General features: G+C 70.9%; 23 protein-coding genes. 16 read left to right on the top strand and 7 right to left on the bottom strand.

Going from position 1 to position 21,378, the window contains the following annotated elements; translation table 11 throughout:
* Positions 1-24: 24 nt before the first annotated feature.
* A complete protein-coding gene (locus ACIREO_RS27935; protein ID WP_404115048.1) occupies positions 25-804 on the top strand; it encodes a CPBP family intramembrane glutamic endopeptidase in 780 nt (259 codons plus the stop codon).
* A gap of 21 nt (positions 805-825) precedes the next feature.
* Here the strand turns inward: ACIREO_RS27935 and ACIREO_RS27930 are convergent, their stop codons facing one another.
* Together ACIREO_RS27930 and ACIREO_RS27925 are read right to left on the bottom strand one after the other, a co-directional pair.
* The gene (locus ACIREO_RS27930) at positions 826-1,650 is read right to left on the bottom strand and encodes a PhzF family phenazine biosynthesis protein (protein ID WP_404115045.1); all 825 of its coding nucleotides are present in this window, start codon (positions 1,648-1,650) and stop codon (positions 826-828) included.
* Positions 1,651-1,748: 98 nt separating this feature from the next.
* Positions 1,749-2,408: a class I SAM-dependent methyltransferase gene (locus ACIREO_RS27925; protein ID WP_404115043.1), complete on the bottom strand. Its 660-nt coding sequence runs from the start codon at positions 2,406-2,408 to the stop codon at positions 1,749-1,751.
* 150 nt (positions 2,409-2,558) lie between these two features.
* On the opposite strand from ACIREO_RS27925, the gene ACIREO_RS27920 reads away from it, so the two are divergent.
* The 4 genes from ACIREO_RS27920 to ACIREO_RS27905 all read left to right on the top strand — a co-directional run bounded on the left by ACIREO_RS27920 (position 2,559) and on the right by ACIREO_RS27905 (position 6,149).
* Positions 2,559-3,179, top strand: coding sequence for a PadR family transcriptional regulator (locus ACIREO_RS27920; RefSeq protein WP_404115041.1), 621 nt, complete (start codon positions 2,559-2,561; stop codon positions 3,177-3,179).
* Positions 3,180-3,391: 212 nt separating this feature from the next.
* Complete coding sequence (locus ACIREO_RS27915; RefSeq protein ID WP_404115038.1) at positions 3,392-3,934, top strand: Clp protease N-terminal domain-containing protein; 543 nt, start codon at positions 3,392-3,394, stop codon at positions 3,932-3,934.
* Between the two features lie 67 nt (positions 3,935-4,001).
* Entirely contained in the window at positions 4,002-5,036 is a 1,035-nt protein-coding gene (locus tag ACIREO_RS27910) for an EamA family transporter (protein WP_404115036.1), read from the top strand.
* Between the two features lie 156 nt (positions 5,037-5,192).
* Positions 5,193-6,149, top strand: coding sequence for a DMT family transporter (locus ACIREO_RS27905; protein ID WP_404115034.1), 957 nt, complete (start codon positions 5,193-5,195; stop codon positions 6,147-6,149).
* A gap of 9 nt (positions 6,150-6,158) precedes the next feature.
* Here ACIREO_RS27905 and ACIREO_RS27900 read toward each other — a convergent pair whose 3' ends face one another.
* Entirely contained in the window at positions 6,159-6,884 is a 726-nt protein-coding gene (locus tag ACIREO_RS27900) for a pyridoxamine 5'-phosphate oxidase family protein (protein WP_404115032.1), read from the bottom strand.
* A gap of 35 nt (positions 6,885-6,919) precedes the next feature.
* On the opposite strand from ACIREO_RS27900, the gene ACIREO_RS27895 reads away from it, so the two are divergent.
* On the top strand, positions 6,920-8,251 hold the full coding sequence (locus tag ACIREO_RS27895) for an aminotransferase class I/II-fold pyridoxal phosphate-dependent enzyme (RefSeq protein WP_404115030.1): 1,332 nt from the start codon (positions 6,920-6,922) through the stop codon (positions 8,249-8,251).
* On the opposite strand, the gene ACIREO_RS27890 is transcribed toward ACIREO_RS27895, so the two are convergent.
* Complete coding sequence (locus ACIREO_RS27890; protein ID WP_404115028.1) at positions 8,238-9,227, bottom strand: DMT family transporter; 990 nt, start codon at positions 9,225-9,227, stop codon at positions 8,238-8,240. The genes ACIREO_RS27895 and ACIREO_RS27890 overlap by 14 nt on opposite strands.
* Before the next feature lie 73 nt (positions 9,228-9,300).
* On the opposite strand from ACIREO_RS27890, the gene ACIREO_RS27885 reads away from it, so the two are divergent.
* Positions 9,301-10,266 carry a LysR family transcriptional regulator gene (locus tag ACIREO_RS27885; RefSeq protein ID WP_404115026.1) on the top strand — a complete coding sequence of 322 codons (966 nt, stop codon included), beginning with the start codon at positions 9,301-9,303 and terminating at the stop codon, positions 10,264-10,266.
* Here the strand turns inward: ACIREO_RS27885 and ACIREO_RS27880 are convergent.
* The 3 genes from ACIREO_RS27880 to ACIREO_RS27870 all read right to left on the bottom strand — a co-directional run bounded on the left by ACIREO_RS27880 (position 10,253) and on the right by ACIREO_RS27870 (position 12,827).
* On the bottom strand, positions 10,253-10,702 hold the full coding sequence (locus ACIREO_RS27880) for a Rieske (2Fe-2S) protein (RefSeq protein WP_404115024.1): 450 nt from the start codon (positions 10,700-10,702) through the stop codon (positions 10,253-10,255). The two genes, ACIREO_RS27885 and ACIREO_RS27880, sit on opposite strands and share 14 nt — an antisense overlap.
* A gap of 159 nt (positions 10,703-10,861) precedes the next feature.
* Entirely contained in the window at positions 10,862-12,067 is a 1,206-nt protein-coding gene (locus ACIREO_RS27875) for a cytochrome P450 (RefSeq protein WP_404115101.1), read from the bottom strand.
* Between the two features lie 184 nt (positions 12,068-12,251).
* A complete protein-coding gene (locus tag ACIREO_RS27870; RefSeq protein WP_404115022.1) occupies positions 12,252-12,827 on the bottom strand; it encodes a TetR/AcrR family transcriptional regulator in 576 nt (191 codons plus the stop codon).
* A 73-nt stretch (positions 12,828-12,900) separates the two neighbouring features.
* Between ACIREO_RS27870 and ACIREO_RS27865 the strand changes: the two genes are divergently transcribed.
* The 9 genes from ACIREO_RS27865 (at position 12,901) to ACIREO_RS27825 (ending at position 21,338) form a co-directional block, all read left to right on the top strand.
* Positions 12,901-13,950: a zinc-binding dehydrogenase gene (locus ACIREO_RS27865; RefSeq protein ID WP_404115020.1), complete on the top strand. Its 1,050-nt coding sequence runs from the start codon at positions 12,901-12,903 to the stop codon at positions 13,948-13,950.
* A gap of 182 nt (positions 13,951-14,132) precedes the next feature.
* Complete coding sequence (locus tag ACIREO_RS27860; protein ID WP_404115018.1) at positions 14,133-14,909, top strand: MerR family transcriptional regulator; 777 nt, start codon at positions 14,133-14,135, stop codon at positions 14,907-14,909.
* A 52-nt stretch (positions 14,910-14,961) separates the two neighbouring features.
* Positions 14,962-15,297 carry a YnfA family protein gene (locus ACIREO_RS27855; RefSeq protein ID WP_404115016.1) on the top strand — a complete coding sequence of 112 codons (336 nt, stop codon included), beginning with the start codon at positions 14,962-14,964 and terminating at the stop codon, positions 15,295-15,297.
* Between the two features lie 524 nt (positions 15,298-15,821).
* Positions 15,822-16,706, top strand: a complete 885-nt coding sequence (locus ACIREO_RS27850) for a HipA family kinase (protein WP_404115014.1) — start codon at positions 15,822-15,824, stop codon at positions 16,704-16,706.
* On the top strand, positions 16,703-17,086 hold the full coding sequence (locus tag ACIREO_RS27845; RefSeq protein ID WP_404115012.1) for a DUF3037 domain-containing protein: 384 nt from the start codon (positions 16,703-16,705) through the stop codon (positions 17,084-17,086). Before ACIREO_RS27850 ends, ACIREO_RS27845 begins: the two co-directional genes overlap by 4 nt.
* Positions 17,087-17,288: 202 nt before the next feature.
* Positions 17,289-18,050 carry a 3-oxoacyl-ACP reductase FabG gene (gene fabG / locus ACIREO_RS27840; RefSeq protein ID WP_398970281.1) on the top strand — a complete coding sequence of 254 codons (762 nt, stop codon included), beginning with the start codon at positions 17,289-17,291 and terminating at the stop codon, positions 18,048-18,050.
* A gap of 22 nt (positions 18,051-18,072) precedes the next feature.
* On the top strand, positions 18,073-18,828 hold the full coding sequence (locus ACIREO_RS27835) for an SDR family oxidoreductase (protein ID WP_404115009.1): 756 nt from the start codon (positions 18,073-18,075) through the stop codon (positions 18,826-18,828).
* A gap of 119 nt (positions 18,829-18,947) precedes the next feature.
* Positions 18,948-20,528, top strand: a complete 1,581-nt coding sequence (locus ACIREO_RS27830) for an ABC transporter substrate-binding protein (protein ID WP_404115007.1) — start codon at positions 18,948-18,950, stop codon at positions 20,526-20,528.
* A 90-nt stretch (positions 20,529-20,618) separates the two neighbouring features.
* Positions 20,619-21,338, top strand: coding sequence for a uracil-DNA glycosylase (locus tag ACIREO_RS27825; RefSeq protein WP_404115004.1), 720 nt, complete (start codon positions 20,619-20,621; stop codon positions 21,336-21,338).
* The last annotated feature ends 40 nt before the right edge of the window (positions 21,339-21,378 follow it).

The raw sequence follows: 21,378 nt of genomic DNA, 5'->3' as shown, positions 1-21,378 counted from the left end.
GGTGTACAGGTGGAGGCGGGGCGCGTGGCTGAATCCATTCCTCACGAGGGGGTGTCCCGGCGGATCCTCCGGTCGGAGACGCTGCTCGTGCTGGCTCTCTCCCTCGGGGCCAGCGGGGTGTCCGCCCTGATCAGCTTCATCGGGTCGCTGACGAAACCGGGGGGCCTCAAGGACCAGGCGGCGACGCTGAACGGGTCGTACGCCCCCGGGCGGCCATGGCTGGACCTGGCCTGGCAGCTGTTCGGTGTCGCCACGGCGCTGGTGCCGGTCGCGCTCGTGGCTCATCTGCTCATCCGGGAAGGTGCCGGCCTGCGGACCCTCGGTCTCGACCGCACCAGGCCCTGGCCGGACCTGGGCCGGGGCACCCTGGTCGCGGCCGGGATCGGCAGCGCGGGACTGGCTTTCTACCTGGTGGCCCGGGCCGCCGGGTTCAACCTGACGGTGGTTCCGGAATCGCTGCCCGAGGTGTGGTGGAAGTTCCCCGTACTGATCCTCTCCGCGGTGCAGAACTCCCTCGTGGAGGAGGTCATCGTCGTCGGCTATCTGCTGCGACGGCTGGGGCAGCTGGGATGGACGCCCATGGCCGCCCTGGTGGCGAGCTCCGTGCTGCGCGGCTCGTACCACCTGTACCAGGGGATCGGCGGATTCATCGGCAACATGGTGATGGGCGTCGTCTTCGTGCTGCTCTACAGGCGCTGGGGCCGGGTCGGACCGCTGGTCGTCGCGCACTCCCTGCTCGACATCGGGGCGTTCGTCGGATACGCGCTCCTCGCGGGAAAGGTGGGCTGGCTGCCCACCCCGTGAGAGGGCGGCCCGCTCCCGCCGTCATCGGAGCCAGGCGAGTAGCTCGCCGTCGATCACCGTGACCGCGCTGCCGGTCAGCAGTGTGCGATCGCCGCGCAGGGAGGTGCGGACCAGGCCCGAGCGGGCGGAGGCCTGGAGGCCGGTGAGGTCGTCACGGCCGAACCTGGCCGACCAGAAGGGCGCCAGGGCGGTGTGGGCGCTGCCGGTCACCGGGTCCTCGTCGATGCCGACCCCGGGGAAGAAGCCGCGCGAGACGAAGTCGTAGGCGCCCGCGGGGTCCTCGGCCGCCGCTGTGGCGATGACGCCCCGCCGGGAGCAGGAGGCGAGCGCCGGGAAGTCCGGCTTCAGGGCTCGCACGGCCGCTTCGTCGGCCAGCTCGACCAGGAGGTCACCGACGCGCTTCCCCGTGTCGTGAAGGGACAGGGGTGACGCGCCGAGCGCGTCCACCAGTCCCGGCGGGGCGGTCACCGGGGTCAGCGGTGCCGTCGGGAAGTCGAGCGTCAGGGTGCCGTCGCCGTGGGCCGTGGTGGTCAGGATGCCGGAACGGGTGGTGTGGCGCACCGTGCCGCTCGTGACTCCGGTCGTGTGCAGGACGTGGGCGGTGGCGAGTGTCGCATGCCCGCAGAGATCGACCTCGGCGGTGGGGGTGAACCAGCGCAGCGCCCAGTCGGCCTCCCCACCGGGCGGCAGCGGACGGGCGAAGGCCGTCTCCGGGAGATTGACCTCGGAGGCGATGCGCTGGAGGTGGTCCGCCGGGGGGAAGGCTCCGGAGTCCAGGATCACGACTCCGGCGGGGTTGCCGGCGAAGGGGCGGTCGGTGAACGCGTCGACGATGCGGATCCTCATGTCGGCGACCGTAGGCAGGGGCGTTCGGCGTCGTCCAAGGCCAATTCCGGATGTGCGGCCCGCGAGCGGCAGAAGCCGGGCGCTGCGGCCCGGAACGCTCAGGGTCCTTCTGGTTTTCGGGCGAAGAACGTGCCGGCCGCCCTCTTCGCGCCTTCGCCGGGCTCCTCCAGCAGGCGCGCGGTGACGACGAGTCCGGCCTGCTCCAGGAGGGCGACGATCCGGTCGGGCGGCACCAGATGGGACTCGAAGGACACCGGATGGTCTCCGTACGCCCGCGTCGGACGCAGGAGCTCGCCGTCGCCCACGTGGCCGGCCATCATCAGGTGCCCGCCGGGTGCGAGCGTGCGCCGGAACTCGGCGAACACGACGGGCAGCATCTCCGGTGGCGTGTGGTGCGTCGAGTAGTAGGCCAGGATGCCGCCGAGCTCGCCGTCCCCGATCGGCGGCGCGGTCATCGAGCCGACCGTGAAGTGCAGGTCCGGGTAGGCCCGCCGGGCCAGTTCGATCATTTTCGGGGACAGGTCGACGCCGAAGGCGGACACCCCCAGGCCGGCCAGGTGTGCCGTGACCTTGCCGGGCCCGCATCCCAGATCCGCGACCGGCCCGCGCCCGGCGGTGCGGACGACCTCGGCAAACGTGGCCAGCATCGCGCGAGACAACGGATCGAGCTCCGCGGGGGATCTGACGAGTGCGGCGTAGTCGGCGGCGACGGTGTCGTACGACTCCCGGACCGCGGCGAGGTAGGTGGGCTCAGTCATGCGGGCGACCTTAGAGCAGCGTCCGGACAGGGTGGACCGCCCCATGGTCAAGAGTGAGGCTTGCCAGTCGATAGCTTCCGATATATCGTTGAGGCATCGCGACCGTTCAGTGAAGAGTCGCGTAACGACAATCATGAGAGGAGCGCAGTCATGCGTTCACACGGAAACGACCACGGAGACAACCACGGATACGGTCCCGGGCGCCGAGGCCCCGGCAGGGGGGACTCCGAAGGCCGCGCCGCGTTCGGCCCGTTCGGACCGCCCTTCGGCGGCGGCCCGTTCGGCGGCGGACCCTTCGGCGGCGGACGCGGCCGGGGAGGCGGCAGGGGGAGGGCCAGGCGCGGTGACGTACGCGCGTCGATCCTCGCGCTGCTCAAGGACCGCTCGATGCACGGTTACGAGATGATCCAGGAGATCGGCGAGCGCAGCGGAGGGGCCTGGAAGCCCAGCCCCGGCTCGGTGTACCCCACCCTTCAGCTGCTGGAGGACGAGGGGCTGATCATCAGCGCCAGCGAGGGTGGCAAGAAGTTGTTCACCCTCACCGACCTCGGCCGCACCGAGGCCCAGTCCGGCCCCGACGCCCCCTGGGAAGAGGCGGGGCGCGGTGTCGACTGGGAGGGCGTGAACGAGATCCGGCAGGCCGGGTTCGGTCTGATGGAGGCGTTCGGCCAGGTCTGGAAGACCGGCTCGGCCGATCAGCGGCAGAAGGCCCTCACGGTGATCAACGACGCCCGTAAGAAGCTGTACCTGATCCTCGCCGAGGAAAGCTGAGCCGTGCGGTACGCGCAAGTGGAGAAGGGCCCCCGCTGTGGGGCCCTTCTTCGGTTCCCGTACCCGCCGTCGCGCCCGGCCCCGTGCTGCCCGTAATGGCGCGATCTCATCCCCGAGGATGAGGAACCCCCCGGTGGCCCCCGCCTTCTGCGGGATGGCGGATGGGTCGTGACGGGGATGTTTTCGCTTCCCGGGGCTGATGGGGTGGAGATGTGCACTACCGGACGTCAGGGATCCCCGAACAAGCCGCACCGAACCACCCATGGGTCGGTGCGGGACCGAGCGCCGCGATGACGGCTGTGGTGACCGGTGCGCGCAGACGGGCGGTGCGCGACGGCGACCGTCATGTCGATACGGCTCACCTCCTGCACTCCCTCGTCGAGTCCGACCCCGAGGTCCGGGAGGCCTTCGACGGAGGGCCGCAGTTGGCCAGGGTGCTCGGATACCTCGTGCAGCGCAGCATCGGATACGGCCTCCGCTGGCAGGGGACGCAGGAGGATTCGGGCGCGTTCCCGGCCGTACGCGAACCCGCGGGCGAAGGGTGGTCGCCCTCGGCGGCGGCGGCCATGGACCGCGCAGTCCGCAGCGCACTCCTGCGCGGGGAGGCCCATGCCGACGGCCTCGACCTGCTGGCTGCGCTGGTCGCGGATCGCCGGTGCCGCGCGGTCGAGGTGCTGGAGCGGGCCGGCGCCGAAGCCGAGTGGCTGCGCGCCCGCGCGGTGGACCGTACGTCCGTGGGGGGACCGCAGGGGTGATCATGAACACGCCGTGGACAGGTGTGACAGGGATGACGCTGCTGACGCCTGCTGCCATGATGTGCCGATGCAAGCGACTCAGGGCAGAAGCGCCGGTCTGGGCCTGGCCCTTGCCTCGGCCTTCGCGTTCGGTGGTTCAGGGGTTGCGGCAAAGCCGCTGATCGAGGCCGGGCTGGACCCGCTGCACGTGGTGTGGCTGCGGGTGACCGGCGCCGCCCTCGTCATGCTTCCGGTCGCCTGGCGCCACCGGAACCTGGTACGGGAGAGGCCCGTACTGCTGGCCGGTTTCGGGCTGTTCGCCGTGGCCGGGGTGCAGGCCTTCTACTTCGCCTCGATCTCGCGTATCCCGGTCGGTGTCGCCCTCCTCATCGAATATCTGGCGCCCGCACTCGTCCTCGGCTGGGTGCGCTTCGTGCAGCGGCGGCCCGTCACCCGTGCCGCCACCGCCGGTGTGGTGCTGGCGGTCGGCGGACTCGCCTGCGTTGTCGAGGTGTGGGCCGGTCTGAGCTTCGACGCCGTCGGACTGCTGCTCGCCCTCGGCGCGGCGTGCTGCCAGGTGGGCTACTTCGTCCTGTCGGACCAGGGCGTCGGCCATGGGGACACGGCGGACGCCGGACCTCCGCACCCCGTCGGCGTGATCGCGTACGGACTGCTGGCCGGCTCGGCCGTGCTGACAGTGGTGGCCGGCCCCTGGGCCATGGACTGGGCGGTCCTCGGAGGGAGCGCGGACATGGACGGGCGTGACGTCCCCGCCTGGCTTCTGCTCTGCTGGATCGTGCTGCTCGCGACCGTGCTGGCCTACGCCACGGGTGTGGTGTCCGTGCGGCTGCTCTCGCCCCAGGTCGCGGGGGTCGTCGCCTGCCTGGAGGCGGTCATCGCCACCGTGCTCGCCTGGGTGCTGCTGGGCGAGCACCTCTCCGCGCCGCAGCTCGTGGGCGGCGGAGTGGTGCTGCTCGGCGCCCTGATCGCGCAGTCGTCCGCGCCGAAGCCGCCGTCTGGACCGGTGGCTTCGGGACCGGTGGCTTCGGGTCCGGGTGTGCCGGGGGCGCACGAGCCGGCCCGTACCGAAAGCGAGTTGTCCCGGCCGCCGGCCTCGCCGTAGGGTGCCGATCATGCCGCAGACCGTACTTCCGCCTCCCGCCGCCTAGCGCGAGGCGGCCACTCCGGACGAAGACCGGGCTCGGGTACGCCCCGAGCGGTTCGTCGCTGCCCGCGCAAGGAGCCGAGCGACCACCACCCCCTTCTTCTGGAGAGTCACGTGTCCCACCCTGTTTCCGGCCTGCCCGTCGGGCGGAGCCTTGTCTATCTCGTCGTCGCCGGTCTTGCCTGGGGCACCGCCGGCGCCGCCGCCTCCCTGCTCTTCCGGATCAGTGATCTCGGGCCTCTCGCCCTGTCGTTCTGGCGCTGCGTCGGAGGCCTCGCCCTGCTGGCCGGGGTGCTCGCGATGCGGCCCCGCCGCCCGGTCACCCCCGTCGAGCCGCGCCGCCGGCGGCTGTTGCGCGTCCTGGGGACCGGTATCGGTCTCGCCGTGTTCCAGAGTGCGTACTTCGCAGCGGTCGAGGCGACCGGACTCGCCGTCGGCACCGTCGTCACACTGGGCGCGGGGCCCGTCCTCATCGCGGTCGGCGCACGGCTGACCATGGGGGAGCGGCTGGGCCGTGGCGGGATCGCGGCCGTGCTGGGCGCCCTCATCGGTCTCGCCGTGCTGGTGCTCGGTGGCGAGCCGGCCGAAGTGCGGCCCACCGGGCTGCTGCTGGCCGTGCTGTCCGCCGCCGGGTACGCGGCGATCACCCTGCTGACCCGGTGGCTCGGCAGGGACGGCGCGGCCGGTGACTCCCTCTCCACCAGTGCGTGGGCGTTCGGCATCGGCGCCGTGGGGCTGCTGCCCATGGCAGCGGCCGAAGGCCTCGTGCCGCACACCGCCGAGACGGGCCACGTGCTGTGGCTGCTCGTCTACGTGGCGGCGGTGCCGACCGCACTCGCCTACGCCCTCTACTTCGCGGGGGCCGCGGTGGTCCGGTCGGCCACGGTGTCGGTGATCATGCTTCTCGAGCCGGTGAGCGCGGCGGTCATCGCGGTGACCGTGCTGCGGGAGCGGCTCACCGCGGCCACGGTCATCGGCACGCTGCTCCTGCTCACGGCCGTCGCGGGGCTGGCCTTCGCCGAGACACGCGGCGCGGCGGTGGCCCGCCGGCGGGCCACCGTGCCGGCCTGACCCGCCCGGTCACGGGGCGGGTGGCAGGCCGCCGTCGCCGGACCGGAGCGCGGTGAGATAGTCCGGCACCTGGACCGACGGGTCCAGGTCGCCGGACGGCACCGGCGCGGCGTATCCGTGGTTCAGCGGAACCACGCCCGCCCAGTGCGGCAGCGAGAGGTCCGCGGGGTCGTCGTCCGGGTCGCCGGTACGGACCTTGGCGGAGACCTCGTCGAGGTCCAGGCGGATCACCGCGGTCGCGGCAAGTTCTTTGGCGTCCGCCGGCCGGGAATCCTTCGACCTTCCCGGCACGACCTGGTCGACGATGGCGTCGAGTGCGACGCGCCGCTCCTCCGGATCGGTCACCGTGCGGGCGATGCCGTGGACCACCACGGAGCGGTAGTTCACCGAGTGGTGGAAGGCGGAACGGGCCAGCACCAGGCCGTCCACATGCGTCACGGTCAGGCAGACGGCGAGGCCCGGGTCGGCCGCACCTGTCGCGCGCAGCGGACGCGATCCGGTCGAGCCGTGCACGTACAGCCGCCGGCCGATCCGGCCGAAGAGCGTGGGGAGGACGACCGGTGCGCCGTCGCGGACGAAGCCCAGATGGCAGAGGTAGGCCGCGTCGAGTATCGAGTGGACCGTCGCGTGGTCGTACGAGGCGCGCTGCTTGGCGCGGCTCGGGACCGTGCGCTCCGTCGGCTCGTAGGCGGCCTCGGGGAGGCCGTTGCTGTCGGGCGTGGCGGTGTCCGGCATTGCGTACTCCATTGCACTAGTACATAATAATGTTTGTGCTAGGAGAGTATCGGATCAGTGGGCGGCGTGCATCCGACATTGCCGCGAGTGTGGAGCGAGGCGTCGCGTCGGGTGAGCTCGCCCCCGGCCATGTACTGCCGCCCATGCGGGAGTTGGCGACCTTGCTCGGCGTCAACCCGAACACGGTGGCCGCCGCCTATCGGACCCTTCGCGAGCGGGGGGTGATCGAGACGGCGGGGCGCCGGGGAAGCCGCGTGCGGCCGAGGCCCGCGAGCACGGCACGTGGTTCGCTCCGGGTGGAGGCCCCTCCGGGCGTGCGCGACCTGGGCGACGGCAACCCCGACCTCGCTCTGCTGCCGGACCTCGGGGAGGCGCTGGCGGCGGCTGCGCAGGCGTACGGCCGTGGGCCCGGTCTCTACGGGGGCGCGGCGGTGGTGCCCCGGCTCGCGGAGCTCGCACGGGCCGGCCTGGACGCCGACGGCGTGCCCGCCGGGCCGGTGGCGGTCACCTCCGGGTGCCGCGACGCGATCGAGCGCGTGCTTGTCGCACACCTCAGGCCCGGTGACGCGGTGGCCATCGAGGACCCGGGGTGGGGCGCCCTGCTCGACCTCGTCCCGGCGCTCGGCATGCGCGTCGTTCCGATGGCGCTGGACGAGGAGGGCCCGCTGCCCGACGCGGTGGAGGGGGCTCTGCGGGCGGGTGCCAGGGCCCTGGTGGTCACCGGCCGGGCGCAGAATCCGACCGGTGCGGCGGTGGGCAGCCGACGGGCCGCCGAACTGCGGGCGGTGCTCGCCGGTCACCCCGACGTGCTCCTGATCGAGGACGACCACGGGCACGCCTTCGTCGACCTGCCGGTGCACCCGCTCGCCGGGGCCACGGAGCGCTGGGCCTTCGTGCGGCCCGTGTCCAAGGCGTACGGCCCCGATCTGCGGGTGGCCGTGATCACCGGGGACGGGCTCACCGTGGACAGGGTGACGGGGCGTCAGCGGCTGGGGCCCGGATGGGTCAGTGGCCTGCTGCAGCATGCGGTGGCGCATCTGTGGGCGACGGAGGCGGTCGACACGGCGGCCGTGGCCCGCTCCTACGGGGAGCGCCGGGACGCGCTCGTACGGGCGCTGGGGGAGCGGGGGGTCGCGTCGTTCGGGCGGACCGGGATGAATGTGTGGGTGCCCGTGGGCGACGAGACCGGGGCGGTGGCCAGGATGCTGCACTCCGGGTGGGCCGTGGCCCCGGGGGCGCGGTTCCGGATGAACTCGCGGCAGGGAGTGCGCCTGACCATCTCTTCGCTGTCCGTCGCCGACGTCGGGCCGCTGGCCGACGCGGTGGCGGCAGCCGTGCCGCCCGCCCGGCCGGTCAGTTACGGCTGAGCGGCCCGGCGGTGACGCGACGGGACGCGCCGGCGGAGCCCTCGGCCCGGCTCCGGGTGAGGGCGGCGCCCGCGAGGACCACCAGGGCGCCCACCGGGGTGTTCCAGCTCAACTGCTCGCCGAGCAGGGTCACTCCGGCCGCTGTGGCGATCACCGGGATGAAGTAGGTGACCATCTGCGCCGTCGTCGGGCCGACCTCCTCGACGAGTCCGTACTGCAGGAGGACGGCGATTCCCGTTCCGAGCGCTCCCAGGGCGATCACGGCGAGCGTGGGAAGGAGAGGGAAGCGTCCCGGCATGGAAGTGAACAGCGGGACGACCAGGGCCAGTTGGACCGTGCCCAGGAAGAGCTGGCTGCCGGTCAGCGCAAGCGTGGAGTTGCCGGTGTCCGCCAGGGTGCGGCGGACGTAGATCCAGCCGACGGGATAACTGAGCGAGGCGAGCAGGGCCATCGCCGTGCCGGTCACGTCGAGTCCCGAGAAGCCCTGCCAGGCGCCGAGCACCGTCAGTACGCCGATGAATCCCAGGCCGAGCCCCGCGACGCGGCGGCGGGTGGGCCGGTCCTCGGAGAGTGCGACGAGGGAGAGCGCCATGCCCCACAGGGGTGAGGTCGCGTTGCAGATCCCGGCCAGCGTGGAGGGGATGGTCAGCTCGGCGTACGCGAAGAGCGAGAAGGGCAGCGCGTTGAGGAAGAAGGCGGCGACGAAGAGGTGGCCCCACGTCCGTCCGGAGCGGGGCAGCCGCTCGCGGCGCACCACCATCGCGACGGCGAGGACCGCCGTCCCGGACAGCAGCCGGCCGAAGGTCACCTGGAACGGGGCGTACCCGTCGGTGCCGGCCTTGATCAGCAGAAAGCTGAACCCCCAGATCAGCGACAGCGCCACGAAGCGGACGCGCCAGTCCACGGCCGGCCTCCGCGCCGGGGGTGCGGAGGTGTCGGAAGGGGGCCTGACTGCCGGTGCGGCGGGGACGCTCACGCGTCAACCATGGCGAGGCAAACCGCGTAGGACAAGTGAGGTTTCGTTGAGCGATTGACGTAGCATCGCTTACATGTTGAACCTGGAGCGACTGCGGACGCTGGATGCCCTGGCGCGGCACGGCTCGGTGAGTGGTGCCGCCGACGGCCTGCACGTCACGACCTCCGCCGTTTCCCAGCAAATGGCAAAACTGGAACGCGAGGTGGGGCAGCAGCTCCTGGCCAAGAACGGACGGGGGGTCCGGCTCACCGACGCCGGCCGGCTGCTGGCGGACCATGCCGCGAAGATCCTTTCGCAGGTGGAGATCGCGCAGTCGGACATCGAGGCCCAGCGGGGTCAGGTCGTGGGCGAGGTCCGGCTCGCGGCCTTCCCGACGGCCGCCCGTGGTCTGTTCCCTGCCGCCCTCACCACGCTCCGCGAGGTCCACCCCGAGCTCAGACTGCGTACGACGGAGCTGGAGCCCGAGGCGGGAATCCGCGCGGTGCTCCGCGGGGATGCCGATCTCGCCGTGGTGCTCGACTGGAGCAACAAGCGTCTGCCCGTCCCCGGAGGTCTCGCCAAGGCCGAACTCCTCGACGACGCACCGGACATCGCGATGCCCGCGGACCATCCTCTCGCGGGCAGGGCGGAGGTGGACATCGAGGACTTCGCCGACGAAGACTGGGTTTCCTGGCCGGAGGGTGAATTCTGTTACGACTGGCTGATGTTCACCCTGCGGTCCAAGGGCTTCGAGCCGCGCATCGCGCACCTGGCGGGCGAGCACCACACCCAACTCGCACTCATCGCCGGGGGATTCGGCGTCTGCGTGGCGCCGCGACTGGGACGGGGACCGGTGCCCGACGGTGTGAGTCTCGTGCCCGTACGGCAGCCGATGCGACGACATGTCCACGCGGTGTGGCGCGCGGACGCCGACCGGAGGCCGTCGATCAGGGCCGCGGTGGAGGCGTTGCGCGCGGCAGGCCGGGGTCTGCACGCCCCGATCCCCGGATCGGGGCGTGCAGACCCCGGCGGCCCCGCCCCGTCCCTCACGCCAGAGTGATGGAGCCGCCCTCCACACGGATCGCCTTCTCCGGCAGCGGCCTGGTCGCCGGGCCGCCCGTCACCTCGCCGGTCGCCGCGTCGAACGTGCTGTTGTGGCACGGGCAGGTGATGACCCCGTCGGCGATCCCCTTCACCGCGCAGCCCTGGTGGGTGCACTCCGACGAGAACGCCTTGAACTCGCCGGCCTTCGGCTGTGTCAGCACCACACCCTGGTCGGCGAGGACCACGCCGCCGCCCTCCGGGATGTCGGCCGTCCTGGCGAGAGGCGCGCCGCCGTTCGCGCCTTCCCCCTCCCCGGCCGGTTCGGCCGTGTCCGAACCGCCGGAGTCCGCCGCTCCGCCGCACGCGGTGAGAGCGACGGCCAGTCCCGTCGCGCCGGCCGCGACGACGGCGCGGCGCCCCACGTGGAACTGGCTCTCCTGCGATGCGCTCATGACCGCTTTCCCTTCGTCGGAGTACGAGACGCCGGTGAGGATGGCGTCAGGTGTGGATACGGATCCGCGCGGCCGCACGTTCAGTCGCGCGGCCGATCCTTCCACGCGGGACCGGCGGGACCGGCGGGACCGGCGTGGACCGGTCGGGAGTGCTCCGCCTCAGCCGTGCGGGCGTACCGGCAGCGCCCGCACGCTGTTGCCCACGAAGGACGCGTGACGCGGCAGTTCGGCGTCCGGGACGGCGAGATCGAGGTCGGGGAAGCGCGCGAACAGCTGGGCGAGCGCGGCGGTGCCCTCCATCCGGGCCAGCGGGGCGCCCATGCAGTAGTGCGCGCCATGGCCGAGCGAGAGGTGCCGGGTGCCGCTGTCACGGGTGATGTCGAAGCGGTCGGCGTCCGGGCCGTGAGCCTTCTTGTCGCGGCCCGCCGCGGAGTAACCGGCGAGCACCGGGGTCCCCTTGGGTATCACGGTGCCGCCGAGTGCCAGGTCACGCGTCGGGTAGCGGAACGGGAAGTAGCTGACCGGGCTGTCCCAGCGCAGCGTCTCCTCCACCACGTCCGACCAGCTCGCCCCGCCCGACCGGACAAGGTCGAGCTGATCCCGGTGGGTGCACAGGGCGCGTACGGCGTTGGTGATGAGATTGAGCGTCGTCTCGTGTCCGGCGATGATCGTGAGCATCAGGGTGCCGATCAGCTCGTGCGGGCCGAGCCGGTCGCCGTCCGCCTCCCGGGCCGTGATCAGCGCGCTGGTGAGGTCGTCCCCCGGATTCTCGGTCCGGGTGGCGGCGACCGTGCTGAGCACCTCCACCATCTCCCGGTTGGCAGCCGTCGCCTCGGCGGGAGCTATGTCGGTGGCGACGATGCGGTTGGACAGGTGGTGCAGCCGGTCGTGGTGCTCGGCGTCCACGCCCAGGAGTTCACAGATGACACCCATGGGCAGCGGCAACGCGAAGTGTGTACGCAGGTCGACGACACCGTCACCGGCGCCGGCGGCCCGGTCGAGACCGTCCAGGAGCGAGGCCGTCAACGCCTCTATGCGTGGGCGAAGCCGCTCTACGCGACGCGCGGTGAACGCCTTGCTCATCAGGGACCGCAGCCGTCGGTGGTCGGCACCGTCCGCGGTGGTCATCCCCTGGACGGTCGCGAACGTCTTCAGCGGCCAGCCATCGGCGATCTCACCCGCCTGGAGCGCCGTGAAGTGCCGCGCGTCCTTGGCCACGTCGGGATGTGCGAGGAACTCCTTGAGCTCCTCATGTCCCAGTACAGCCACGCCCCGAACCTCTCCGGGCAGGATCACCGGAGTGACGGCGCCCTGGGACAGCAGCCGGGCGTTGGCCGCGTGCGGACAGCCACCGGACGGGTCCATGCGGTGCGGGCCGTCAGGCGGGGAGTTCACCGGTGAGGTGTTCAACAGGGCTCCAGATCGGAAGGGGGCCTCGGTCACAAAGCAGACCCTTTTGAGGGTAGGCCCAACCGGCCTGCGGAACAGGGGACATGGGAAGCCCGGACCGGTGGGGCCGACCGAACGCCGGCGCTCCGGCGGTGCCCTCCTACGGGCGGGGAGGTGCGTCGGCCCGAACCAGGGCTCGTGCCAGGCCGGTCGTCTCCGCAAGGGTGTCCAGGGGGAGCGGCTGCGTGGCGAGAGCGCCTTCGTGCAGCACCAGGAGCTGGGTGGCGAGCGCGGCGGGGCCCGAGCGGCCCGCCGCGGTGGCGAGCTCCTCGAAGAGACTGAGAAGCCAGAGCTTCTGGTCCGCCGCGATGCGGTGCGCGGGATGCGAGGGGTCCGGGAGCTCGGCCAGCGCGTTGATGAACGCGCATCCGCGGGTGCTGGTCCGGCTCCAGGTCCGCAGTGCGTCGAAGGGGGCGGTGACGGTCTCGACCGGGTCCTCACAGGCGTCGACGGAGGCCACGACGAGTGACCGCCAGCGCTGGTCACGCTCCATGAGATAGGCCGCCACGAGCTGGTCCTTCGAGCCGAACCTGTTGTACAGGGTCCGCTTGGTCACGCCTGAGTGCTCGGCGATCAGGTCCACGCCGACCGCTGTGATCCCCCGGCTGTAGAAGAGCTCCTCGGCGGCCGCCACGATGCGACGGCCGGCCGGTGTCATGGGCTGTGCTTCCTGCATCGGGCACCTCTTCACTGATCGGTGTACTCTGGAACGCATATACAGATCAGTATACCCGTGAGGAGGTCGAGTGATGACTGTGTCCGAGACCATGCGCGCGGTGCGGATCGTGGAGCACGGAGGGCCGGAGGTTCTTGAGCTGACGGAGGTGGCCGTGCCCGCCCCGCAGGCAGGAGAGGTGCTGGTCCGGGTTGCCGCGGTAGCGGTGAACAACACCGACCTGTGGACCCGGGAGGGTGCTTACGGCCGCCCGGGAGACCCGGAGGCCCTGTCGGGCTGGCGGGGCCCGATCGGCTTCCCGAGGATCCAGGGCGCCGACGTGGCCGGCCGGGTCGTGGCGGTCGGAGCCGGCGTGGACGAGAGCCTCGTCGGCCGCCGCGTGGTCGTCGACCCGGCGGTCTATGACAGCGAGGGACCGGACGCGAACCCGGTGGGCCTGATGGGGAGCGAACGGGACGGCGGCTACGCCGAGTACGTGACCGCGGCGGCGGAGCGCGTACACGATGTGACGGAATCCCCGCTCACGGATGATCAGCTCGCGGCTCTGCCGACCGCGTACGGCACGGCGCTGGGCATGATCGAGCGGGCCCGGCTACGGGAGGGGGAGACCGTCCTGGTCTCGGGAGCGTCCGGCGGCGTGGGCATCGCGCTGATTCAGATCGCCCGTGCGCGCGGTGCGAGGGTCGTGGCCATCAGCAGCGGATCCAAGATCGATCCGGTGCGCGAGGCGGGCGCACACGAAGTCGTCGACCGCGCACGGGACATCGCCGAGCAGATCCGTGCCGCCGCCCCGGAGGGCATCGACGTCGCACTCGACGTCGTGGCCGGCGACCTGGTGGGCGAGGGTCTGCCACTGCTGCGCGAAGGCGGCCGCTGGGTCGTCGCCGGTGCGCTCGGCGGGTCCGGCGTGACCTTCGACGTTCGCCGGCTCTATCTGCACAACGCCCAGTTGATCGGCTCCGCGATGCACACGCCCACGCACTTCGGCCTCCTCATGGACCTGGCCCGCCAGGGGGAGATCCAGCCCGTTGTCGCCGCGACGTTCCCGCTGGAGCGGGCCGCTCGGGCACAGGGGGAACTGGCACGCAGGGAACACGTGGGAAAGATCGTCATCCATCCCTGATGCGGAGCGGGCGGGCGCATACGTACGTGGCGGCGTCGGCGCGCGGGAGTGGCCGTCTGCGGGCACCCGGCGCGCATGCCGCAAACTCGACTTCGCGCCTGCCGCCCCTGGTCCAGCTACTGCTCAGCTCCTACCCGGACAGCTTGACCTTCGAGTCGGGTGGAAGGTTTACCGTCGGCGGTGTGAGCACGATGAGGATCTCCCAGCTCGCCGAACGCTGCGGCGTCCCGGCCACCACCCTGCGCTTCTACGAAGGCGCTGGTCTACTGCCTGCCGACCGAACCGCGTCCGGCTACCGGGTGTACGGCGAGGGGGCGGTGGACCGCCTGGCGTTCATCGGTGCGGCCAAGCACCTCGGTCTGCCGCTCGAAGAGATCGGTGAACTGCTGGCGGTGTGGGGGGCCGGGTCCTGCGCGGATCTGAAGGCCGACCTGCGCCCCCGGATCGCCGCCCGCCTTGACGAAGCCGGACAACGGGCCGCGGAGTTGACGTCGTTCACCGCCTCGCTCCACACCGCTCTTGAACACCTGGACGCGCTGCCCGACCGCACCAGTCCGTGCGACCCCGAATGCGGTTTCCTCACCCCGCCCGCCCCCACCGGCGCCTCTCGCGCGGTGGACGTCGTGCTCTCGCCCAGCCGCCAGGCCGCAGAGGACACCGAGTCCTGGCGCACCGCGCCGGTCGCCTGCTCGCTGACGGGCGACGGGATCGGTGAGCGCACCGCCCAGTGGCACCAGCTCCTCGACGGCGCCGTAGGCCAGGACATCCCGGGCGGGCTCCGCCTGACCCTGCCCGCCGCGCGGGCCGGGGACGTCGCCGCGCTGGCCGCAGCCGAGCAGCAGTGCTGTCCGTTCTTCGACCTCCGTCTCCACCTCGACGGCCAGGACCTCCACCTCGAAGTCCGCGCAGCCGCCGACGGGGCCGACCTGCTCACCGCTCTCTTCGGACCGACGGCCTGACCTGCCCCAGCCCGCCGCTTCACCTCCCCACCAACAGAAAGACCCTGCCACCGTGCTCGTCGCCCGCTCCATCGCCCTGTTCGTCGTCGCCGCGCTCTTCGAGATCGGAGGGGCCTGGTTGGTGTGGCAGGGCGTACGCGAGCACAAGGGCTGGATCTGGATCGGCGCCGGCGTCATCGCTCTCGGGCTGTACGGGTTCGTCGCCACGCTCCAGTCCGACGGCAACTTCGGGCGCATCCTCGCCGCGTACGGAGGCGTCTTCGTCGCCGGATCGATCGCCTGGGGCATGGTCGCCGACGGCTACCGCCCCGACCGCTACGACATCACCGGCGCCATCATCTGCCTCGCAGGGATGGGCGTCCTCATGTACGCACCCCGCAGCCACTGACTCGCCTTGTGCACGAGATGAACCGGCCGGAGTGGCGGATCGGGCCGATCAGGCTCCCTTCCCCGACTCGGCGGCGCGCTTGGCGCGACCTGTGCGATGCGCGTTCGTCGGCCCGTAGTAAGGGTGTGTGAGCACGAAGGTGGTCAGTTCCTGGGTCGAGGGCCGCTTGGGCGTCGAGGAGGTCCTGGGGGAAGTCGTAGGCGGGCAACAACTCGCCATGTGGGTGTCGGCCGGGTCATCGCCGTTCGCTCGCGCTGGAGGCCGCAAGTCCGTCGTGATCTCTGCGCGGTGGCTCGGGCATTCCTCGCCCGCGATCACCCTCGGTTACTATGCTCACTTCATGCCGGAGGCCGGAAGCAAGGGGCGTACTGCCATCGACGGACCGCTCGGGGAGTGAGGGGACGGGGAGGCCGGCCGAAACTCCCCTGATTCTCTCCAGGACCGTTGACGGGTGATTCCCGCTGTTGCATCCCTCCAGGGCTTACCGTGGATTGCAAGCTTGAATAGATGGGTGGCCTGGGATAGTGCTAACAGAAGTGACTGCGACCCGCTATGTAACGCCCCTGCGTGAGGGTGGTTCGCTCCCCGGGATCGTCGAGGCGGATGATCTCGGGACGTACGTCATGAAGTTCACCGGGGCCGGGCAGGGCCGCAAGACCCTGGTCGCGGAGGTCATCTGCGGGGAGCTCGGCAGGAGGCTGGGGCTGCGGGTGCCGGAGCTGGTGACCATCCAGCTCGACCCCGTCATCGGTCTCGCCGAGCCGGACCAGGAGGTGCAGGAGCTCCTCAAGGCCAGCGCCGGGCTGAACCTCGGGATGGACTTTCTGCCCGGCTCGCTGGGATTCGACCCGCTCGCGTACGAGGTGGGGGCCGCCGAGGCCGGAAGGGTCGTCTGGTTCGACGCGCTGATCAACAACGTGGACCGGTCGTGGCGGAACCCCAACATGCTTGTCTGGCACGGTGAACCGTGGCTGATCGACCACGGGGCCACCATGATCTGGCACCACAACTGGCCGGGCGCCCAGGCTTCCGCGGCGAAGCCGTACAACGCCTCCGACCATGTCCTCGCGCCCTTCGGTCCGGACATCGCCGCCGCGGCCGCCGAGCTCGCCCCGCTCGTCACGGACGAACTCCTCACCGAGGTGACGGCCGAGGTGCCGGACGAGTGGCTGGCCGGTGAACCCGGCTTCGGGACCACGGATCACCTGCGCCGGGCGTATGTGGAGCCGCTCCTGGCGCGCGCCGGGAGCATTCATGAGCGCATCCTCCTGGAAGAACCCACCAGGACGCGGCCCTCCCAGGCTCCCGGATGGCTTACCGAACACCTGGCCCCTTGGCCGCACCCCACCAAGAAGGACCGGGACGCACAGGCGGGCGCCGGACGGAACAGCAAGGAAGGCGGCCGATGAGCGAGCGCGATGTCTTCGAATACGCGGTTCTGCGCGTCGTTCCACGCGTGGAACGCGGTGAGTGCTTCAACGCGGGCGTGCTGGTCTACTGCCGGGCCAAGTCCTTCGTCGCCGCGCGGACGCACCTGGACGAGGGCAAACTCATGGCGCTGGATCCGCGTGCCGACGTACTGGGTGTGCGGGCGGCCCTGCGTGCGGTCGAGGGGGTCTGCGGCGGCGGCGACGCGGCGGGCCAGGCGGGCGGTGACGATCCGGGGCGGCGCTTTCGCTGGCTCATCGCGCCCCGTTCCACGGTCGTCCAGCCGGGCGTCGTGCACAGCGGTCTGACCGCGGACCCGGCCGCCGAGGTCGAGCGGCTGCTCGACCTGCTGGTGCGCTGATTCCGTGGACGGGGGCGCCGCCCGGGAAGCGAGGGGCGGCGCCACCGTCCGGTGTGACATGCGCCCGGGCCCCCGTGTGCCGTTGACACCGGGTGCCGGGGCTTCTAGCGTCTCGTCTGCTGAAGGTACTAAGCGGTTGCTCAGTTATCGGGAACTTCCTGACGTCCGCTGAGCCGCGATCCAAGGGCGAGGAGAACCAAGCATGTCCACCACCGAGCAGCGCGTCGCCATCGTGACGGGAGCGGCACGGGGCATCGGCGCCGCCACCGCCGTGCGCCTGGCGGCCGAGGGCCGCGCCGTCGCCGTACTCGACCTCGACGAGGCGGCGTGCAAGGACACGGTCGAGAAGATCACCGCCGCCGGGGGCAAGGCCCTCGCCGTCGGCTGCGATGTGTCGGACAGCGCACAGGTGGAGGCCGCCGTCGCACGCGTGGCCGCCGAGCTGGGCGCCCCGACGATCCTCGTCAACAACGCGGGCGTGCTCCGCGACAACCTGCTCTTCAAGATGAGCGAGTCCGACTGGGACCTCGTGATGAACGTCCATCTCAAGGGCGCGTTCCTGATGGCCAAGGCCGTCCAGTCGCACATGGTGGAGGCCAAGTTCGGCCGCATCGTCTCGCTCTCGTCCTCCTCGGCGCTGGGCAACCGCGGTCAGGCCAACTACTCCGCCGTCAAGGCCGGCCTCCAGGGCTTCACCAAGACGCTCGCCAAGGAGCTCGGCAAGTTCGGCGTGACCGCCAACGCCGTCGCCCCCGGCTTCATCGTCACCGAGATGACCGCTCAGACGGCGGCGCGGGTCGGCATGGGCTTCGAGGAGTTCCAGGCCGCCGCCGCGACGCAGATCCCGGTGCAGCGAGTGGGGCGCCCCGAGGACATCGCCAACGCCATCGCCTTCTTCACCGGCGAGGACGCGGGCTTCGTCTCCGGACAGGTCATGTACGTCGCCGGCGGACCGCTCAACTGACCCCGGAAGGGCAACGGACAACATGACTGTGCAGGACAGTGGCAAGGTCGCGCTCATCACGGGCGCGAGCCGGGGCATCGGCTACGGCATCGCCGAGGCGTTCGTCGCCCGGGGTGACCGGGTCGTCATCACGGGCCGTGGTGAGGACGCCCTGAAGGAGGCCGTCGAGAAGCTCGGCGCCGACCGGGCGGTCGGCATCGCCGGCAAGGCTCACGACGAGGCACACCAGGCCGCGGCCGTGGAGCGGACCATGGAGGCGTTCGGCCGGGTCGACTACCTGGTCAACAACGCCGGTACGAACCCCGTCTTCGGGCCGATGGCCGAGCTCGACCTCAACGTCGCCCGCAAGGTCTACGAGACCAATGTGATCTCGGCGCTCGGGTTCGCCCAGCAGACCTGGAAGGCGTGGCAGCGGGAGAACGGCGGGGCGATCGTCAACATCGCCTCCGTCGCGGGTGTTTCCGCGTCACCGTTCATCGGCGCCTACGGCATGAGCAAGGCCGCCATGGTCAACCTGACCCTCCAGCTGGCGCACGAGTTCGCGCCGGTCGTGCGGGTCAACGCGATCGCCCCCGCCGTGGTGAAGACCAAGTTCGCCGAGGCGCTGTACGAGGGCCGTGAGGCCGAGGCGGCGGCGGCCTACCCGCTGGGCCGGCTCGGTGTCCCGCAGGACATCGGAGGGGCGGCGGCGTTCCTCACGTCCGAGCAGTCCGACTGGGTCACGGGACAGACTCTCGTGGTCGACGGCGGTATTTTCCTCAATGCGGGCGTGGCCTGAGAGAGGGCTGCGCCAGTTTGGCCCTGGTTGCCTCAAGTGCCCTGCCGGGTCAGCGGATTGCTCCGGTGGGGCGCTGCGGTATGGTCTGCCGACCCCAAGGCTGATCGAGGAGCGTGCACGTGTTCTACCGGGCCAGTCTGCAGGCCGCTGCAGCCCTTGCTTCCCTTTCTCTGTTGGCCGGCTGCGGTCTGCTGTCCGACAGCGGTTCGGAGACGGACCAGCGGATATCGGTCGGAACGACGAGCTCGCCCTCGACCCTTGATCCCGCGGCGGCGTGGGACGGCTCCTGGGAGCTGATGAGGAACGTCTTCCAGACCCTGGTCAGCTTCCCGACGGGCAGCACCAGCCCTGAGCCGGACGCGGCGGAGGAATGCAAGTTCACCGACGCCACGAGCATGGCCTACCGGTGCACCCTGCGTTCGGGTCTGAAGTTCTCCAACGGCGAGAAGATCGACGCCGAGGCCGTGAAGTACTCCATCGACCGGATCAAGAAGATCAAGGTCAAGAGTGGTCCGGCCGGTCTCCTCGGTTCTCTCGACCGGGTGGAGACCAAGGGGGACGACACGGTCATCTTCCATCTCAGCAGGGCGGACGCGACCTTCCCGTTCATCCTGGCCACTCCCGCCATGTCACTCGTGGCCCCCGGTGACTACCCGGCGGACAGCATCCGCGACGACGGCAAGGTCACCGGTTCGGGGCCGTACGTCATGGATTCGTACGAGCAGGGCAAGCAGGCGGAGCTGACCAAGAACACCGGTTACAAGGGGTTCGCCGACCGGAAGAACGACGCGGTCACGATCCGCTACTTCGACGACTCCGCCCTCATGGTCGAGGCGCTGAAGAAGAAGGAGATCGACGCCACCTTCCGCGGCCTGACCGCCGAGGAGGTCATCGGTCTCGAGGACGACCAGAAGGACAACAACGGTCTGCAGATCGTGGAGTCGGTCGGCGCCGACATCCGCTTCCTCGTCTTCAACCCCAAGGACCCGGCCGCGGGGAAGCTCCCCGTCCGGCGGGCCATCGCTCAGGTGGTGGACCGCGACGCCCTCGTCGCCAAGGTCTACCGGGGCACCGCGGAACCTCTCTACTCCATGGTCCCGAAGGGCGTCGCCGGACATGCCACCAGCTTCTTCGACACTTATGGCGATCCGGATGTCGCCGAGGCCAGGGCGATACTCTCCCAGGCGGGGATCACCGAGCCGGTCGAGATGACCTTCTGGTACACCACGGACCGCTACGGTTCCTCCACCGCTCCCGAGTTCGCCGAGCTGAAGCGCCAGCTCGAGGCGTCCGGTCTGTTCAAGATCACGCTCAGGAGTGCGCCGTGGAAGTCCTTCCAGGAAGGCTTCACCAAGGGCGACTACCCGGTCTTCGGACGTGGCTGGTTCCCCGACTTCCCGGACCCGGACAACTTCGTGGCTCCCTTCGTCGGCCAGGACAGCGTGACCGGCACCCCGTATCTGAGTGACGAGATCACCCAGGACCTGCTGCCGTCCTCCCGTAAGGAGAGCGACCGCGGTGCGGTCTCCGAGCAGTTCAAGCGGGCCCAGTCGATCCTCGTCAAGGATGTGCGGCTGCTGCCTCTGTGGCAGGGCAAGCTCTATGTGGCCGCGGGTGAGGACATCGGCGGCGGCGAGCGAGCGCTCGACCCGCAGACGGTCATGCAGATGTGGGAGCTGTACCGCAAGGCCAGCTGGTAGGAGTGCGACGGCGGGCTCGCCGGGTTCGTTGTCAGTGGGCCCCGGTAGGTTCTGTACTCAAGAACCGATTGCTTACCGGAGGTTGTGGACGTGACCGACACCGACCTGCTGCCCGAGTCCTGGCGCGGCGTCCTCGGCGAAGAGCTGCAGAAGCCCTACTTCAAGGAGCTCATGGACTTCGTCGAGGAGGAGCGGGCCAGGGGGCCGGTGTATCCGCCGCGCGAGGAGGTCTTCGCCGCGCTGGAGGCCACGCCGTACGACCGGGTGAAGGTGCTCGTCCTCGGCCAGGACCCGTATCACGGTGAGGGCCAGGGCCACGGCCTGTGCTTCTCGGTCCGGCCGGGTGTGAGGACGCCCCCTTCGCTGCGCAACATCTACAAGGAGATGAACGACGAGCTCGGCCTGCCGGTCCCGGACAACGGATATCTGATGCCGTGGGCCGAGCAGGGCGTCCTGTTGCTCAACGCGGTGCTGACGGTCCGCGGCGGCGAGGCGAATTCGCACAAGGCCAAGGGCTGGGAGAAGGTGACCGACGCGGTGATCCGCGCGGTGGCCGAGCGGCCCGACCCGGCCGTCTTCGTCCTCTGGGGCAACTACGCCCAGAAGAAGATCCCGCTGATCGACCAGGACCGCCATGTGGTGGTCAAGGGAGCGCACCCCTCGCCGCTCTCCGCCAAGAAGTGGTTCGGCTCCCGCCCCTTCACCCAGATCAACGAGGCCGTCGCGGCACAGGGCCACGAGCCCGTCGACTGGCGGATCCCGGACCTGGGCCTCGGGACGACCCGGCCGACCGCCGGGGCCCGCGCCTGAGCGCCATCGCCGGTTACTGCGGCTAGCGTCTGAGCGACCG

The organism is Streptomyces sp. NPDC102441 (assembly GCF_044765585.1).
In the GTDB taxonomy this organism is placed as follows: Bacteria; Actinomycetota; Actinomycetes; order Streptomycetales; family Streptomycetaceae; genus Streptomyces.
This window is presented reverse-complemented; position numbering and strand designations above follow the sequence as displayed.